This window comes from Burkholderia multivorans ATCC BAA-247 (assembly GCF_000959525.1).
GTDB classification, from domain to species: domain Bacteria; phylum Pseudomonadota; class Gammaproteobacteria; order Burkholderiales; family Burkholderiaceae; genus Burkholderia; species Burkholderia multivorans.
The window spans coordinates 2278905-2295348 of sequence record NZ_CP009831.1; the positions used below are offsets into that span (position 1 = coordinate 2278905).

Sequence of the window (16444 nt, forward strand, 5' to 3'; positions counted from 1 at the left end):
CACCGGCGTCGGCATGCCAACATCAGGAGACACGTCTTGCAGACCTCAATCCCTACCCCGTCCCATCCGGAATCGGTCGTCGACGCCGGTTCGGCCGCGCGCACGCGCTTCTGGCCCGAAGGCTGGTGGAAGCTGATGGAAATCCGCATCGGCATCATTCCGCTGCCGGTCTACCTCATCCTGTTCGCGCTGATCGTCGGCTTCGCGGTGACGGGCAAGGTGCCCGGCGAAATCTCGATGGCGATCGCGGTGCTCGCGTTCTTCGGCTTCACCTGCGCGGAACTCGGCAAGCGTCTGCCGCTGCTGCGCAATATCGGCGCGGCCGCGATCTTCGCGACCTTCGTGCCGTCCGCGCTCACCTACTATCACGTGCTGCCGAAGCCGGTACTGAACCTGACCGTCGAATTCACGAAGTCGACGAACTTCCTGTACCTGTTCATCGCATCGATCATCGTCGGCAGCATCCTGAGCATGGATCGCCGCGTGCTGATCCAGGGCTTCCTGAAGATCTTCGTGCCGCTCGCGCTCGGCTCGGTCGCCGCGGCGATCGTCGGCACGGCCGTCGGCACCGCGCTCGGCCTCGGCGCGCGCCACACGCTGCTGTACATCGTCGTGCCGATCATGGCGGGCGGCGTCGGCGAAGGCGCGATCCCGCTGTCGATCGGCTATTCGGAAATCCTGCATCTGCCGCAAGGCGAGATGTTCGCGATGGTGCTGCCGTCGGTGATGCTCGGCAGCCTCACCGCGATCATTCTGTCGGGCGCGCTCGACATGCTCGGCAAGCGCCTGCCGCATCTGACCGGCAACGGCCGCCTGCAGGTCGGCGAAACCGGCGACATGTCGCCGGAACACGAGGAAAAGCGCGGCCTCGTCGACGTGACGCATATCGCGGGCGCCGGCATCACCGCGATCACGCTGTACCTCGTCGGGCTGATGGCGCACAAGCTGTTCGGCCTACCGGCGCCGGTCGCGATGCTGTTCCTCGCGGTGCTCGTGAAGCTCGCGCGCGCCGTGTCGCCGCCGCTCCAGGAAGGCGCGTTCGTCGTCTACAAGTTCTTCTCGACTGCCGTCACGTATCCGCTGCTGTTCGCGATCGGCGTCGCGATGACGCCGTGGGACAAGCTGACCGCCGCGTTCACGCTCGTCAACGTCGTGACGATCGTCGCGACCGTCGCGACGCTGATGGGCACCGGTTTCGTGGTCGGCCGCCTGTTGAAGATGTACCCTATCGACACCGCAATCGTGAACGCCTGCCACAGCGGGCAAGGCGGCACCGGCGACGTCGCGATCCTGACCGCCGCGAACCGGATGCAGCTGATGCCGTTCGCGCAGATCGCCACCCGCATCGGCGGCGCGATCGTCGTCACGGTCACGCTGATCCTGCTCGCGCACTTCGGATGACGCACGGCCGCGCGCATCGTCGCGCACGCCGCGTCGCACGCGCCGCCGCCGGGCCGACCGGCGCGCGGCGCGTGTCGTTGAGGACGGCCAGTTGGACGGCCAGTTGGACGGCCAGTTGGACGGCCGGTTGGACGGCCGATGCGGCAACCGATTGCGGGCTTCGATGAGGGCGAACGTGCAGAAGAGCTTCAAGGGAATCCCGTGGTGGGGCTGGGCGTCGGCGGCCGTGCTGTATGTCGGCGTCGCGGGCGCGGTCGTCGATTTCGCGTGGGAACGCGCGATCGACGCGCTCGAGGAAGCCGGCGCGCATCGGCTCGACCTCTACGCATCGAGCCTGAAGAGCGAACTCGGCCGCTTCGAGATCCTGCCCGCACTGGTCGCGCGGCAGGACAGCGTGCGTGCGTTGCTGAAGGCGTCGCCGCAACAGGCGCGCGACCTGCTGCATCCGGTCGACGTCTATCTCGAAGCCGTGAACCGCGACGCAGGCAGCGGCGCGGTCGACGTAATCGATCTGCGCGGCGACGTGATCGCCGCGAGCAACTGGAACGAGCCGGTCAGCTTCGTCGGCACGAACGTGTCGTACCGGCCGTATTTCAAGGATGCGCTCGCGCGCGGCAGCGGCCGCTTCTTCGGGATCGGCACGAACACCGGCGTGCCGGGCGTCTATTTCGCGAGCGCGGTGCGCGACGGCGGTACGCCGATCGGCGTCGCGGCCGCGAAAATCAGCGTCGATCCGCTCGAATCCGCGTGGCGCGCGCCCGGTGTCGCGGCGATGGTCGTCGACGGCAACGGCGTCGTCGTGATCTCGACCGAACCCGCATGGAAATTCACGGCACTGCGCCCGATCACCGCGCAGCAGCAGCGCGATATCCAGGCGTCGCGCCAGTATGCGGGCCGCACCGTCGACGCGCTGCCGTACCGCCGCATCGGCGAGCACAGCGCGGCGGCGTGGTTCGGCACGCTTCCCGATCCGCATCGCGCGGGGCGCACCGTGCGCTACCTCGTGATGTCGCGTCCCGCGCCGCAGGCCGGCGATTCGCTGATGGTGCTGCTCGACACCGCCGGCGCGCGCCGCCAGCAGCAGACGGCCTTCGTGTTCGTGACAGGTGCGTTCCTGATCGTCGCACTGCTGGTCGGTTATGCAATCCAGCGGCGCCGGGCGATCGCCGCGCGGCTGAACGCGCAGGACGCGCTGCGCCGCGCGAACGATCGGCTCGAGCTAACCGTCGCGCAGCGCACCGCGGCGCTCACCGAGGCGAACGAGCGGATGCAGCGCGAGATCGTCGAGCGCGAGCGCACCGAGCAGCGGCTACGCGATTCGCAGCAGGAAGTCGTGCACGCCGGCAAGCTCGCCGTGCTCGGGCAGATGGCGGCCGGCCTCACGCACGAGCTGAACCAGCCGCTCGTCGCGATCCGCACGCTGTGCGACAACGCGCGCACGTTCTTCGAGCGCAATCAGCCGGCGCAAGCGTTCGCGAATCTCGAGCGGATCGGCAAGCTCGTCGACGGGATGGCCGTGCTCACCGGCGAACTGAAGACGTTCGCGCGCAAGCCCGACGTCGAGCGCGTCGCGGTGTCGCTGAACGAAGCCGTCGCGCATGCGCGGCTGATCTACGATGCGCGGCTGCGCGACGAAGGCGTTCAGCTCGACGTGAACATTCCGGCCGGCACGACGGTATCAGCCGAATCGAGCCAGCTGCAGCAGGTGATCGTGAACCTGCTCGGCAACGCGCTCGATGCCGTTCACGATGCGCCGGTGCGCCGCATCGCCATTGCCGCCGACGCCCCGGACGCGCACGGGCGCGTACGCTTCAGCGTGACGGATTCCGGCGCCGGCATCGCACCCGACGTGCTGCCGCACCTGTTCGAGCCGTTCGTCACGACGAAGCCGCGCGGCCAGGGCCTCGGACTCGGGCTAGCGATCACGTCGCGGATCGTCGAAGGATTCGGCGCGAAGATCGCCGCGACGAATCGTGACGGCGGCGGTGCGCAGTTCACCATCGAATTCGCGGCGGCCACGCCGCAAAGGACAGAACATGGAAGATGAAATCCGCGTGCTGGTCGTCGAGGACGATGAAAACGTCCGGATCGGCGTCGAGCAGGCCGTCGCGCTGGCCGGGTTTCCGGTGCAGGCGTTCGCGTCGGCGGCCGACGCGCTTGCGCAGGTCGCGCCCGGCGCGCCGGTCGTGATCGTGTCGGACGTGCGGATGCCCGGCATCGACGGGCTGCAGCTGCTCGAACGCGTGATGGCCGTCGATGCGCAGATTCCCGTCGTGCTGATCAGCGGCCACGCCGACATCTCGACGGCGGTCGGCGCGATGCACGATGGCGCGTACGACTTCATCGAGAAGCCGTTTTCGTCGGACCTGATCGCGGGCCGCGTCGCGCGCGCGGTCGAGAAGCGCCGCCTCACGCTCGAGGTGCAGGGGCTGCGCGCGGTACTGAACAACTGGCAGGGAATCGAAGCGCTCGTGCTCGGCAAGTCGCCCGCGATGGCCGACGTACGCAAGAAGATCCTGCGACTCGCCGATACGTCGGTGTCGGTGCTGATCACCGGCGAGACCGGCACCGGCAAGGAGCTGATCGCGCGCAGCCTGCACGATTTCGGTGGCCGGCGCGATGCGCATTTCGTCGCGCTGAACTGCGGCGGGCTGCCCGAGCAGATCTTCGAGAGCGAGCTGTTCGGCCACGAGGCCGGCGCGTTTACCGGCGCGATCAAGAAGCGGATCGGCAAGATCGAATGGGCGCAGGGCGGCACGCTGTTTCTCGACGAGATCGAGACGATGCCGATTCCGCTACAGATCAAGATGCTGCGCGTGCTGCAGGAACGCGTGGTCGAGCGGCTCGGCGCGAACGAGCTGATTCCGGTCGACTGCCGCGTGATCGCCGCGTCGAAGGCCGATCTCGCCGAACTCGCCGCGGACGGACGGTTCCGCGCCGATCTGCTGTACCGGCTGAACGTCGCGCAGATCGAGCTGCCGCCGCTGCGCGAGCGGCGCGAGGACGTGCCGCTGCTGTTCGAGCATTTCGTGCTCGCGGCCGCGCGGCGCTTCGGCCAGCCGGCGCCGGTGGTCACCGCCGCGCAGGTGTCCGAACTGATGACGCACGCATGGCCCGGCAACGTACGCGAACTGCAGAACGTCGCGGATCGCTTCGTGCTCGGGCTGACCGGCGACAGCCTGCTGTCGGGCGACGGCCCGCGCCCGACGAGCGGCACGCTCGCCGAACAGCTCGCGTATTTCGAGCGGATGCTGATCGAGGACATGCTGAGGCGTCACCACGGGAACGTCGCGGACGCGAGCATCGCGCTCGGGATGCCGAAGAAAACGCTCTATCACAAGCTGCGCCACCTCCGGATTCCCGCGCGCGGCGACGCGGCGGCCGATGGCGGCGAATGACGCGAACGAGGACACGCACCGGCATGGATCGCATCGACATCACCGAGCACGGCCGCATCGACGGCTACCTGATCCGCGGCATCACGCACGCGCGGAAAACCTTCCGACCGAGCGACTGGCCCGAGCGCCTCGCGGGCGTCATCACGCTGTTCGTCGGCGAACGGCGGCCCGGTTATCCGGGTGCGCTGTCGCGGCTCGCGATGCCGGTCGTCGACGGCGGCGTCAAATGCCTGTTCGTGTCGGGCGAATTGCGCGCCGTGTGCGTGGATGCGTTCGACTTCGCGATGCAGTTCGCGGCGGATAACGATCTGCCTGTCGAGGTGAAGACGGCGCCGGTGTTGGCGGTGCGGTGATTCATGCGAAACCCGGCATAACGATCGCGGGGGTATTTCATCCGTTATCGGTGCGACTGATCGATCAGGTCACGTAGGTGGCGAGATGAAACAGAATTGCCAACAGGGTCACGACGACGAACGCGATGCACCATTTGCGTAATGACCAACGTCTGTAGGCAATAGCATTGAGCACTGCACACGCGATCGATGGCCATAGAAGAATGAAGAGCATCGTCGCGACCAAGCCAGCGTGAGATGCGCAGGACTCGCCGCAACCGACTGCCGGGCGTGACGGCTTGGCCCAGTCCTGGCGGTTGAAAACATAGAACGATGCCCCCGTCACGAGAAGTCCCCATACGAAGCCTAGAAGGGCGCAAGCCATACGCTTCATCTTACTTCCCAAAACAAAATCTGTGGCGGTTCAGCCAGCTCCGATATCGAGTTCTCGTTCTCGCCGGGACGAAGCCCGGACCGTAGGTCTGACTGCCCCCGCGGAAAGCCGCAATCGTAACGCCGCTGCTCGCCTGTATATCTCGATATGACTGGATATCTCGATCCGCACTGTCACCGTCGCGGCCAGGCACCGGGTCGACACCTTCATGGACCGGCTGAACGTCGGCACGCCGATGGCCGTAAGCCGATCGCCTACCCTCTTGTTCCGACAAGGCTTTGCGCCCGATCCATCAACAAAATTGATCGTCACGATGAAAATTATGCGTTTTGCTTGCAGCTCGCCCTGAGGCATAGTTGCGTCGTGTTGACGCACCTTCGAGTCTTTCAGTCATGAACATGCGAATCGAGCCTTCGGTGCTCGCGAACCCCGACCTGCAATTTGCGACGCTTTCGTCGGGCATCAGCCTGCCGTATGTCGAGCGGGGCAGCGGCGCGCCGATGGTGTTCGTTCATGGTTCGCTGTGCGATTACCGCTACTGGGATCCGCAGCTCGCCGCGCTGTCGGCCCACTATCGCTGCATTGCGCCGAGCCTCAGCCACTACTGGCCGGCCGTCGAAGCCGGCATCCAGGACGAGTTCGGCTGGCAGAACCACGTCGACGAGCTTGCCGAATTCATCGACGCACTCGATCTCGGCCCCGTGCATCTCGTCGGCCACTCGCGCGGCGGCAGCGTCGCGTTCAACGTCGCGCGCCAGCATCCGCACCTCGTCGAATCGCTGACGCTCGCCGATCCGGGTGGCCCGCTGCAACGCGACGGCGTGCGAGAAGAGGCGAAGCTGCCGGCGGCCGCCATGGCGCTACGGGCGAAGGCGGTGGAGCTGATCGGCAGCGGCAGCGTCGAGGCGGGCCTCGAAATGTTCGTCGATTCGGTGAGCCTGCCCGGTGCGTGGAAGAAGAGCACGCCGCGCTTCCGCGCGATGGCGATCGACAACGCAAGCACGCTGCCGAAGCAGCTGCGCGATCCGCTGCCCGCGTATTCGGCGAGCACCGCGGGCGATATCGCCTGCCGCACGCTGCTGATCGACGGCCAGCGCAGCCCGAAGATGTTCCGCAACAACGTCGAGGCGCTGTCGCAATGGATCCCCAACGCGCAACGGCAGACCGTCGCCGGCGCGTCGCACGGGATGAACGCGGCAAGCCCGGCCGTGTTCAACCGCTTCGTGCACGAGTTCGTCGCGGCTTAAGCGCGCCGTCGTGTCGGGCGGCTTCGGGGCCGCCTTGCCGTGATCCTCGCCAAGGACGACGCGGGGACCGCCCGCGTCGCGTCTTCATCATCCGGCGTGCATCGCCGACGCCTCCGTTTCGCCATACACGCAGCGCGCGGCTTCAAGCCGCCGGCTCGCCGTTGCGCGTCACCGCATCCGGCAGGCCGAACACGCAATCGAACGACCAGTTGTACACGAACGTGAAGATCGGGAAGAACACGATCAGCACGGCGTCGAACAGGAACGCCTGGAGCAGCGATACATCGAGCCACCACGCGATCAGCGGAATCAGGAAGGTCACGAGCGCGACCTGGAATCCGACCGCATGCACGACGCGGCGACCGACCGTGCGCGTCGTCGCCGCGCGCCGCCGCTCCCACGCCTCGAACGCAAGGTTGTAGACGAAATTGACGGTGACGCCCGTCGTCGAGATCATGACGCCGAGCAGACCGCTCGTCTCCACGCTCGCGCCGCTCAACGCGCCGAGCACCGTCGACGCGATCAGGATCCCGAGCGCCTCGAACATCACGACGTAAACTACGCGTCTCTTCCAGCCCTGCATGAATCGCTCCCTTCGAATCGAACAAGGTGGCGAGACTAGCAGCGCGTCCCCCGCCTGCAAAAGTCATGTCCTTTCAATTTTTCTGACAGGAGGCATCGCATGCTGACCAGCGACCACATCGACATGCTGCTGACCGTCATCGACAAGGGCTCGTTCTCGGCGGCCGCGCGGGCGCTCGGCCGCACGCCGTCGGCGATCAGCATGGCCATTGCGAATCTCGAGGCCGAGCTCGACCTCGTGCTGTTCGACCGCGGCACGCGCGAACCGACACCAACGGCCGCAATGGCCGCGCTGCTGCCCGATGCGCGCGCGATTGCCGAGCGGCTGCACGCGCTGCGCGCGCATGCGCAGCATCTGTCGGAAGGCGTCGAGGACACGCTGCGGCTCGGTCTCGCCGCGGAAGTCGACGGCGCGCCCGTCGCACGCGCGCTCGCGGCAGTCTCCGCGACATATCCGGCGCTAGCGGTCAGCATCGTCACGGCGCCGCAGGACGCGATCGTCGATGCACTGCATCGCGGCGCCGTCGATCTGTGCGTCGCGTACGGCGGGGTCGATCTTCATCCGCAGGAACAGATCCACGCGCTGTGGACCGAGACGCTCGTCGCGGTCGCCACGCCGACTCATCCGCTGATCGCCGAAGCCGCGCATCCGGAAGCGATCGAGCAGCTGTCGGGCTTCCGGCAGATCGTGATCGCCGATCCAGACCGGCCGCTGACCGACGTGCGCCCCGTGATCGGCAACCGCACGTGGAAAGTGACCGACATGGCAACCGCGATCGCGCTCGTCAAGGCCGGGCACGGGTGGGCAAACTTGCCGGAATCGGCGATCGGCGCGCATGTCGCCGCGCGCGAACTGGTGCCGCTGCGCTTCGCGAACATCCGCAACGGGCTGCCACTGCCGGTGTATTTGCGCAGGCCGAAGCATACGGGGCTCGGCAAGGCGGCAGGAGAACTGCTGCGGGCGTTGCAGGGTACCGCCGACCGTCCGTAGCGGTGGCGGCAAAAAGCCGCTGCAGCCGCCATTACGGGGCGGTCACGCCGCCCGGCGCGCACACGTCGTCAGGTAAGTATCCAGTAAGCATCGCGGCCTACAGTGGGTTCGCTCGCACGAAGCCGTCGCGGCATCGAATCGCATGTCATGAATCGCTCGCCAGATCGGACGAAAGGAGAACGCGTGATCAGCCGGCCAGCCATGAGGGACGTCTGCGCGCTTGCGCCGAACGGAAGCCGCGTAAGCTGGCATCCGCCGCACAAGTGGAAAAGGCAGCCCGTCGCACCATCGTTCGCCGCGGTATCGATCGAGCACTACATCGCCGGCGCAACGGAAATCGTCGATCTGGAGACGACCGGCCCGATCCTGGCCATGTACCTGCGGGCGCCGGCGACGCTCGAACTGCGAACGACCGATGGCCGGTGGACACGGGCCCGCATCCACGGGCCGCTGGCTTACGTTCCGCCCGGCTTTTCGTTTTCCGGCCGGTGGTCCGATGAAATCGAATGGATCAGCGTCCACTTCGAACCGTCATGGCTGTCGCGGACGGGACTGCAAAGCGACGTGTGGTTTGCGTCGGCAACGCTCCGGATGGACGTAATCGACGACCTGCTCGCGCAAATCGTCCGCAGCCTCCATGAAGATGCCGTCGCGGGGATGCCGCAGGGGCCGACCTACGCGGAGGCGCTCGGATGCGCCGCGCTGCACCGCATGCTGCATCTGGAGTCGCGGCCACAGGCGAAGCAATATGCGCGTGCCGGCATGATGCACAAGGCCGGCGAATACATCAGGGACCATTTCCGCGGCCCCCTGACGCTGACGATGGTGGCCGATGCCGTCGGCTATCCGGGCGATCTCTATTCGTTCATTCGGAGCTTCAGAAAGGCCAACGGACTGACGCCGCACCAGTACATCATCGAGAATCGCCTTCAAGCGGCCCGCCGTCTGATCGAGCGAGGAGAATGCGACGTGACGGAAGCCGCGCTCGACTGTGGCTTCTCGTCGGCCAGCCACTTTTCGGCGACATTTCGCAAGCGATGGGGTGTGTCGCCGTCCGCACTCAAGCCGCGCGCCGCCACCGCTACGCCAGCGGAAGCGAGAGAATCCACAGGCCGGTGATCGTCAATGCGATCGTCAGCACCAGCAGCGGCAACTGGCCGACGGTCGACCTTCCTGCCCGACTGCCGCTCCGGGCGGCAATCGCGTGCGTGAGCATCACGCTCACGACGTGCCCCGCGAGAATCAACAGCACCTGCGCATGCCAGATGTATCCGACGTCGATGAGCGCCTGAGTCGCAGACACTTCATCGGCCGCGGCGGCCATCGGCAGTAGATTCCACCCGAGCCCCAGCGGATCGGACACGAGCCGGACGATCTGCCGCCCTTGATCCCAGAACAGCGTGAAGTAATGACAGACGTTATAGAAAAACGCGATCGGCAGCAGTATCAGGCAGAACTGCCGCGAGAAAAACGCCCCGCCCGAAGACGACCGCGTACAGGTCGCGCCCGCGGTGCAGCAGCCGAGGAACACCAGGTAGTACGCGATGCCGATGGTCGCGAACGCCAGCCATTGCCACGTCAGCAGAATTTCCGCTGAAAAGGCGTAGTGCCCGCCAATCGACGGAAACAGATCGACGACGTGTGGATAGATGCTGCGCCAGAAGAACCCGTTCCACGTAGCCGTATCGCGCAACCCGTCGTAAGCGGTAGACGACAGCATGAACGACAGCATCGCGACGATGCCGGTATCCGCCAGCCCGTCGCGCGACATGTCGGCAATCGGGTTTCTCCATTCCACGATCACGTGACCGCGGGCTGCCCGACGCCATTTCAGCGGCGACAGCCTCGCGCATAGCCTGCACAGCACGCCGAACGTATCGCCGTGGGCAAGCCAGCGCTCGCGACCGAAGCAGAACGCACCGGTCAGCGCATACAAGACATACACGACGAGGAACAGACCGACGTCGCGCGGCCGTCCCGCCCCGAACAGTTCCAGCGCAATGAGCGCGATGTAGCCGCCCAACGCGGGCCATGAAGCGACGCGTGGCGGATAGCGATAGCGCCCGCGTTCCAGCACGGGCAAACAGCGTGAGGCGGCCCGCAACAGCAGCGCAAGCGGATTGGTGAACGCATAAACGTCGCCCAGTATCGCGCTGACATACAAAGCACCCAGATAGAACCAGATCCAGAAACCCGACATCGCAGGATTCAGGAACGGATTCGCGGTTCCCGCGATGCCGGCAACGACGAGGAGCGCGACGAATACCGCGCTCGCGATTTGTCCTGCGTTCATGAGCGACGCCGGAATTCGCAGCGCTTTCGCCCGGGTTTCCGGTTGCCGTCCCGGCTCGGGGGCGCGCGCACCCGACGCAAACGCGAGGATCATGAAAGACACGATCAGCGTGCCCGTCGCCGCATACGCATACAGCCACAACGGCACCGGGAGGTAGTACGGGATGTTCCACGCATGCGCGTTCGCTCCGGTTGGCATGCACAGGGCAATCGATGCGAGCGCGGCGCTCAACCGTCCCTTTCCGCACGATGCGGAGCGTCCGACGCGGCCGTGCGCGCGCGCCGATTCATGCGCGATGTCGTCACACATTTCGACGTTTTCCCGATCAGTAGTCGGCGGACGAGACCCACCCCGTCACCTTCCAGCCGATTCCATTGCGCTTCTCCGACACGATCCCGAGGGTGTCGTACGGCGAGTCGAGCAATTTGACGAGTGCAACGGCGCGCAGGTTGCCATCGCTCGAGCGCGGCAGCGCAAATATCAGGAAAGGCAGGACGGGCGACGGTTTCTCGCCCTCGACGATCAACGGCAGCACGGCATCGTTCAGTGACGTGAACACCTGGAACGATGCGCGGTTGCGCGCAGGCGAGGACGAATGCGCCGTAGAACGAGGCAGACCTTCGCCGGCCAGATACGCACCATGATCCCTCAGCCTCCATCCGACGAGCGCGTCGACCAGCGCATTGTCGGGCTTCTGCCCGCGCGCGGCCGAAATCGCGGGCAACCAGCGCTTGTCGACCGGCGACGTCGTGACCCAGTCGCTGAAAAAGCCCGTGTAGAAATCGACGATGTCCTTGTCGACGCCGGGCTGCACCGCCGACGGCAGCGGCACGGGCAGGTCGCGCCGCCCGCGCCATCGTACGGCTTTCCACGCAGGCCCGTCAGGCAGACTGATGCCGTCGAGAAACGACGTATCGGCGATACCGTTCGCGACGAACCAGTCGGATTTGGCGCGCTTCGTTCGTGCGGCGATGAACCCGGGAAGCCGTTGCCGCACCTGATCCCACGGTACGGCCCGCCGCGCCGCTCCATTGATATTCGGATACCTCGTCATCTGAAGATAGGTCGCCTGCGCCATCGACTCCACGTCGGCCGCCCGACGCCAGGTCAGTTCGGCCGCGTGGCTCGACGGCGTGGGTTGATCGAGTGGAGCGGCCATCGCGAGGCCGGCATCGCACATGATTCCGTCGCGGCTCCAGTCCGGAACGGATGGCACACCGCGATGCGCCCACGAATCCTGCCAGCCATGAAGCGCGCGTCCGAATTCGCCCAGCATGAACGCGGCCTTGCCGCCGCCCGCCTTGACGAGCGCCGCGTCGATGGGCGCGAGCGCCGCCGGCCCCCCGGGCGCGACTGCTCTTGCCTGCGCATCGGCCGGCACGGTCCGTGTGCCCGGATAGTGCCGAGCCTGCGCATCGACGGCATCGGGAAGAAAGCGCGACAGGCACGCGTACTGCAGCGGAGACGTCATGTACTCGATCGACCCTGCATCGATGCGCTGATCCGCGAGTGCAATGGCCTCGGCGTCGGGCGGCGCGAAGCCGGCCTGCCGTGCGAGCCACAGCGTGAGGCCAAAGTGCACGTCGGCTTCGAAACCGGCACACCTCAGCGGCATCGCGAGCGCGATCGCGCAAACCAGCCAGCCACCGTGAAAGCGCATCAATTTCCGATCTCCGTTGCCTTCGTGCTTTCCGGGAACGGCCAACTGCCGTTCTCGAACGACAGCACAAGCATGCCGTTGTCCTGGCACGCGGTGGTCAGCAGATGGCGGTCGAAATCGAAATCGAGACGCGACGCGCACCAGTCCGGCCCGCCCGCACGGTACTGGCCGAACATGAGGTGCGCGGAGCCCGCGCCGGGCGACTTCACGGAAGCCGGGTTGTAGTACGCGATCTCCTTCGGCTTCGACGGATCGCGGATGTCGAACACGCGAATGCCGGAGTTGAAGTAACTGCACGCGAGCGCCGTCGCGTTTTGCCGGTTATCGACGCTGCAGTAGTGCGCGCCGTACGTGAACGTGGTCAGGCCTGCGATATCGGGAATGACCTTGCTGCAGTTCGCGATCGCGTGCGTTTCGAGCCGGAGCTCCGACACCAGCCGGGGCGCGGCTTCGTTGGACATGTCGTAGATGTGCCCCATCGGGAATGGCGCCACGCCGGCGTTGCACGCGGCCTTGACGGCCGTTGCGCCCGGGTCCTGGAGCCCGCCGCCCCCGCCCTCGTCGACTTCGATCAGATACGGTTTGCCTGCCACGGCGAACGAGATCGTATGCTGCGCAATGCTCCCGTTTCGCACCGGCACGGTCGCGATGCGGTGCATCTTCGCGTTGGGACGCCGGCTCTGCACTTCGCTGGTGTCGACGACGAAAAAGCCGTTGTCGCCGGTCGCGTTGGCATCGTTCAGCGGCGGCGCGCCCATGCCGACGGCCGCGCCGCCGTTCCCCGACGCAACGAAGTATGCGCGCGTCCCGTCCTGGCTCACCGACAGGCCGTGCGAAAAGCTGCCCATGCCGAGCTCCGGCAGACTGATCGCGGAAATCATCTTCGGCCGGGTCGGCACGGTCAGGTCGATCGCGTAGTAGCTTTTCGTGAAGGCGCCGCCGACGTAATACGTGAGCCCGTCGGGTGAAAATCCGCCTTCGTGACCGAGCGACTTGGTCGTCGGTACGATACCGCCGTCCTCGCCCGTGCCGACGGGCACGCTGGCCAGCAACTGCGGACGCGTGCAATCCGAAGCGATGTCGTACAGGTCGATCTCCGGACCGCCGCCGCCGCCCAGGCCGTTGTCGGCAGCGAGGATCCCGCGCGCGACGTTCACTCGCAGCGATTCCCACGGATCGATCATCGACGTCGAGGTCAGCGAAGTCACCCGCACCGGCTGCGCCGGGTGGGTGATGTCGATCACCGGCACGCCCGGGTTCACGCGTGGCGGCGCATCGGGATTGGCGAACAGCGCGCTGGCGCCCATCGTCGCGTGATAGAAGCAGGTCTGACCTTTCCTGTCGGTATAGGTGGCGGCCGACCACGACGCACCTTCGCCCTGAACCTGGCTGACGCGCTTGAGGTTGCAGCTGAAGCCGCCGAATCCGGCTTGTCGTAACGCGGCGGGAACCTGCCCTTGCAGCGCGGTCTCCGGCGTATCGCCCGGGCTGCAGCTCGGCACACGCGGGACGACATAGTCGGCCACGGACACGCCGGGCGCGGCGGCCGACGTGTCGTCGGCTTCCCCGCCGCAACCGGCCAGCACGAACATGCAGAGCGACAGCGCGAACGCTGTGCGAATCGGTAGTTGCATCGTTGTCTCCTTCGGTGTTGTTTGTCGTGATGAAAATGCGCGACGGTCACGGCGCCGGATAGATTTCGATCACGGCGACTTCGATCGTGTCGCCTGTCCGGCTGTGGAAATGCAGCGAGAAACGCCCGGTGATGCCGATCGGGAGAATGTCCAGCGACTGCGCACCGCCGGACGCGCATGCCGCCAACGCGCCCGGGATTTCGTGCACCATCAGGACGCCGGTTTCCGTCGCATGCACGTCGATATGCACGGGCACGCCTTCGCGTATCGCGATCACCGGCCGCTCCCACGGCGCCCTGCCGCGATCCACGTAGACGGAGAAATGCCGTTGCTCCGGCGGTGCCGGCGATGCGCGCGGCACATGCCTGGCGACGCCGTACGCCAGCAACAGCGCCAATGCGATCGCGATCCATGCCGGCGCGCGCCTGCGCCACGGCCGCGGCCCTTCCTCGATGCTCGTGCTTCGTTCCATCGGCACTTGCGCCACGCGATGTGGCTCCGTCAAACCGCCCGCCCATCGGGTGGATTCGATATCGATGGATGGTAGTGAGCGGTGCCGCGGCGAGATATCGGCTTATTGCGGACTGTCGAGAAATTGCGTACCGAGTAACCCCAGTGGCGGCGACGGACGACGCACGGTGCCGACCTCGTTTCGGCGGATGGGGTGGCCGGAAAAGGTACCGGAGCCCGGCAGGAGGGCTTGCCCGGAAGCGCGCCGAGGACGGCGGGATTCAGCGTGTCGGCCACGCGCGGAACGCGTGGCCGAGCGTATCGCCGCCGCGGTTGGCCGATACGTGGTCGCGCTTGCCGAGCGGACGTACGGCGGAGCGCGAGCGGCATGCATAAAAAAACCCGATCCGCGTCACCAGGGATCGGGTTCTTCCGGCTTTCATCTGCCTTCGTCAATCGAATGTCGGTGTCGGCGATGTGTGGCGACCGCCCCACCACCGGCACCGGCGGCCATCTCACCGCACGGCGACGTCCTGCGTGCCCGTCGCCGCATCGCCGACCGCCGTCGACGCCGGCATATCCCCCCAGCCGCCGCCCAGCGCACGGATCAGGTTCACCGTCGACACCGCCTGCGCACCCGTCAACTGATTCGCCTGCAGCTGCGACTGCAGCACCGAGCGCTCGCTGTCGATCACGTCGAGATACGCGACTTCACCTTCCTGATACTGCGTCCGCGACAGCGTCGCCGCACGGCGCGACGCATTGACGGCCGCATTCTGCGCGCGGATCTGATCGTCGAGCAGCCGCAGATCGGCGAGATTGTCCTCGACCTCGCGGAACGCGACGAGCACCTGCTGCCGATAGTTCGCGACCTGTTCGTCGTACTGCGCGCGCGCCTGCTGCACACCGGCCGCGCGGCGTCCGCCGTCGAACAGCGGCAGCGTCAGCGCGGTGCCCGCGAACGGGCCGAGCAGGAACGTGCGGCTCGACCACAGGAACAGGTTGCCGAGCGTCGACGCTTCATAGCCGAACGATCCGGTGATGTCGAGCTTCGGGAAATACGCGGACTTCGCGAGCCCGATCCGTGCGTTCGCAGCCGCCATCGCACGCTCGGCCGCCGCGACGTCCGGACGGCGTTCGAGCAGCGCGGACGGCAATCCCGGCGGAATCTTCACCGCGACCGGCACGAGCGGCGTTTCCTTGAACGCGAAATCGGCCGGCGCCTTGCCGAGCAGAATGGCGAGCGCATGCTCGGACGCCGCGCGGCGGCGCGCGACGCCGACCGCATCGGCCTGCGCCGACGCAAGCTCGTTCTTCGCACGCGACACGTCGAGCTCGCTGATGTCGCCTTCGTTGAACCGGCGCTGCACGAGCTTCAGCGCCTCCTCGCGCAGTTCCACCGTGCGGCGGTACAAGTCCTGATCCGAATCGAGCTGGCGCAGTTCGAAGTAGTTCTGCGCGACGTCGGCCTGCAGCGCGAGCTGCACCGAACGGAACAGCGCTTCGCTTTGCGCCTGATCGGCGCGCGACGCCTCGACGTTGCGGCTCACGCGGCCGAACAGGTCGGCCTCGTACGACACGGTGCCCTGCGCGCGCCACAGCGTCGCGTTGGTCGGCCCCGTGCCCTGCGGCTGGAACTGCGACGCCGACGAAAGCCCTTCGCGCGTCGGCCCGAAGCCGACGCCGACCTGCGGGAACCACTGCGAGCGCGCGGTGCGCGTCGCGGCGCGCGCCTCCTCGACGCGTGCGGCCGCGGCCTTCAGGTTCTGGTTCGCGGCGAGCGCCTGTTCCTCGAGCGCGTCGAGCACGGGATCGCCGAACACCTTCCACCATTCGCCGCGATGCGCGCCATCGGCGGGCTCGGCCGGCTTCCACGTGCCGGCCTGCTCGCCGGGCGCGAGCGTCGGCGCTTCCTTGAACGCCGCGGGCGTCGTGACGTCCGGGCGCTTGTAGTCGGGGCCCACCGCGCACGCGGCGAGCAGCGTCGCGAGCAGCGTGCTTGCGGCCGCCACCTTCGCGATACGCATCAGGCCGTTTGTGTTGTGCATGTTGTCCATCTTGT

14 protein-coding genes are annotated in these 16444 nt (G+C 66.7%); 7 read left to right on the forward strand and 7 right to left on the reverse strand.

Features of this window, described 5'->3' with window-relative positions; genetic code table 11:
- Positions 1–36: 36 nt before the first annotated feature.
- The 4 genes from NP80_RS12130 (at position 37) to NP80_RS12145 (ending at position 5152) form a co-directional block, all read left to right on the forward strand.
- Positions 37–1401 carry a 2-hydroxycarboxylate transporter family protein gene (locus tag NP80_RS12130; RefSeq protein WP_006406856.1) on the forward strand — a complete coding sequence of 455 codons (1365 nt, stop codon included), beginning with the start codon at positions 37–39 and terminating at the stop codon, positions 1399–1401.
- Between the two features lie 163 nt (positions 1402–1564).
- A complete protein-coding gene (locus NP80_RS12135; RefSeq protein ID WP_006406854.1) occupies positions 1565–3448 on the forward strand; it encodes a sensor histidine kinase in 1884 nt (627 codons plus the stop codon).
- The gene (locus NP80_RS12140) at positions 3438–4799 is read left to right on the forward strand and encodes a sigma-54-dependent transcriptional regulator (protein WP_006410934.1); all 1362 of its coding nucleotides are present in this window, start codon (positions 3438–3440) and stop codon (positions 4797–4799) included. Before NP80_RS12135 ends, NP80_RS12140 begins: the two co-directional genes overlap by 11 nt.
- 23 nt (positions 4800–4822) lie before the next feature.
- Positions 4823–5152, forward strand: coding sequence for a DUF3579 domain-containing protein (locus tag NP80_RS12145; protein WP_006411194.1), 330 nt, complete (start codon positions 4823–4825; stop codon positions 5150–5152).
- A 64-nt stretch (positions 5153–5216) separates the two neighbouring features.
- Here the strand turns inward: NP80_RS12145 and NP80_RS29470 are convergent, their stop codons facing one another.
- Positions 5217–5525, reverse strand: a complete 309-nt coding sequence (locus NP80_RS29470) for a hypothetical protein (RefSeq protein WP_060139831.1) — start codon at positions 5523–5525, stop codon at positions 5217–5219.
- A 392-nt stretch (positions 5526–5917) separates the two neighbouring features.
- Between NP80_RS29470 and NP80_RS12150 the strand changes: the two genes are divergently transcribed.
- Positions 5918–6772, forward strand: coding sequence for an alpha/beta fold hydrolase (locus NP80_RS12150; RefSeq protein ID WP_006411195.1), 855 nt, complete (start codon positions 5918–5920; stop codon positions 6770–6772).
- 142 nt (positions 6773–6914) lie between these two features.
- Here the strand turns inward: NP80_RS12150 and NP80_RS12155 are convergent, their stop codons facing one another.
- Positions 6915–7355, reverse strand: a complete 441-nt coding sequence (locus NP80_RS12155; protein ID WP_006406847.1) for a PACE efflux transporter — start codon at positions 7353–7355, stop codon at positions 6915–6917.
- A 99-nt stretch (positions 7356–7454) separates the two neighbouring features.
- On the opposite strand from NP80_RS12155, the gene NP80_RS12160 reads away from it, so the two are divergent.
- Both NP80_RS12160 and NP80_RS12165 read left to right on the forward strand, forming a co-directional pair.
- Positions 7455–8345 (forward strand): LysR family transcriptional regulator, encoded by an 891-nt coding sequence (locus NP80_RS12160; protein WP_006411200.1) that lies wholly within the window; start codon positions 7455–7457, stop codon positions 8343–8345.
- Positions 8346–8492: 147 nt separating this feature from the next.
- Positions 8493–9464, forward strand: a complete 972-nt coding sequence (locus tag NP80_RS12165; RefSeq protein ID WP_223852683.1) for a helix-turn-helix transcriptional regulator — start codon at positions 8493–8495, stop codon at positions 9462–9464.
- On the opposite strand, the gene NP80_RS12170 is transcribed toward NP80_RS12165, so the two are convergent.
- The 5 genes from NP80_RS12170 to opcM all read right to left on the reverse strand — a co-directional run bounded on the left by NP80_RS12170 (position 9427) and on the right by opcM (position 16439).
- Positions 9427–10947 carry a hypothetical protein gene (locus NP80_RS12170; protein WP_035947702.1) on the reverse strand — a complete coding sequence of 507 codons (1521 nt, stop codon included), beginning with the start codon at positions 10945–10947 and terminating at the stop codon, positions 9427–9429. The two genes, NP80_RS12165 and NP80_RS12170, sit on opposite strands and share 38 nt — an antisense overlap.
- Positions 10948–10963: 16 nt before the next feature.
- Positions 10964–12298 carry a hypothetical protein gene (locus NP80_RS12175; protein WP_006406843.1) on the reverse strand — a complete coding sequence of 445 codons (1335 nt, stop codon included), beginning with the start codon at positions 12296–12298 and terminating at the stop codon, positions 10964–10966.
- Positions 12298–13932: an LVIVD repeat-containing protein gene (locus tag NP80_RS12180; RefSeq protein WP_035947705.1), complete on the reverse strand. Its 1635-nt coding sequence runs from the start codon at positions 13930–13932 to the stop codon at positions 12298–12300. The genes NP80_RS12175 and NP80_RS12180 overlap by 1 nt, the downstream gene beginning before the upstream one ends.
- Positions 13933–13978: 46 nt before the next feature.
- Positions 13979–14404, reverse strand: coding sequence for a hypothetical protein (locus tag NP80_RS12185; protein ID WP_170933559.1), 426 nt, complete (start codon positions 14402–14404; stop codon positions 13979–13981).
- Between the two features lie 493 nt (positions 14405–14897).
- The gene (gene opcM / locus NP80_RS12190; protein WP_006406839.1) at positions 14898–16439 is read right to left on the reverse strand and encodes a multidrug efflux transporter outer membrane subunit OpcM; all 1542 of its coding nucleotides are present in this window, start codon (positions 16437–16439) and stop codon (positions 14898–14900) included.
- Positions 16440–16444: the final 5 nt, after the last annotated feature.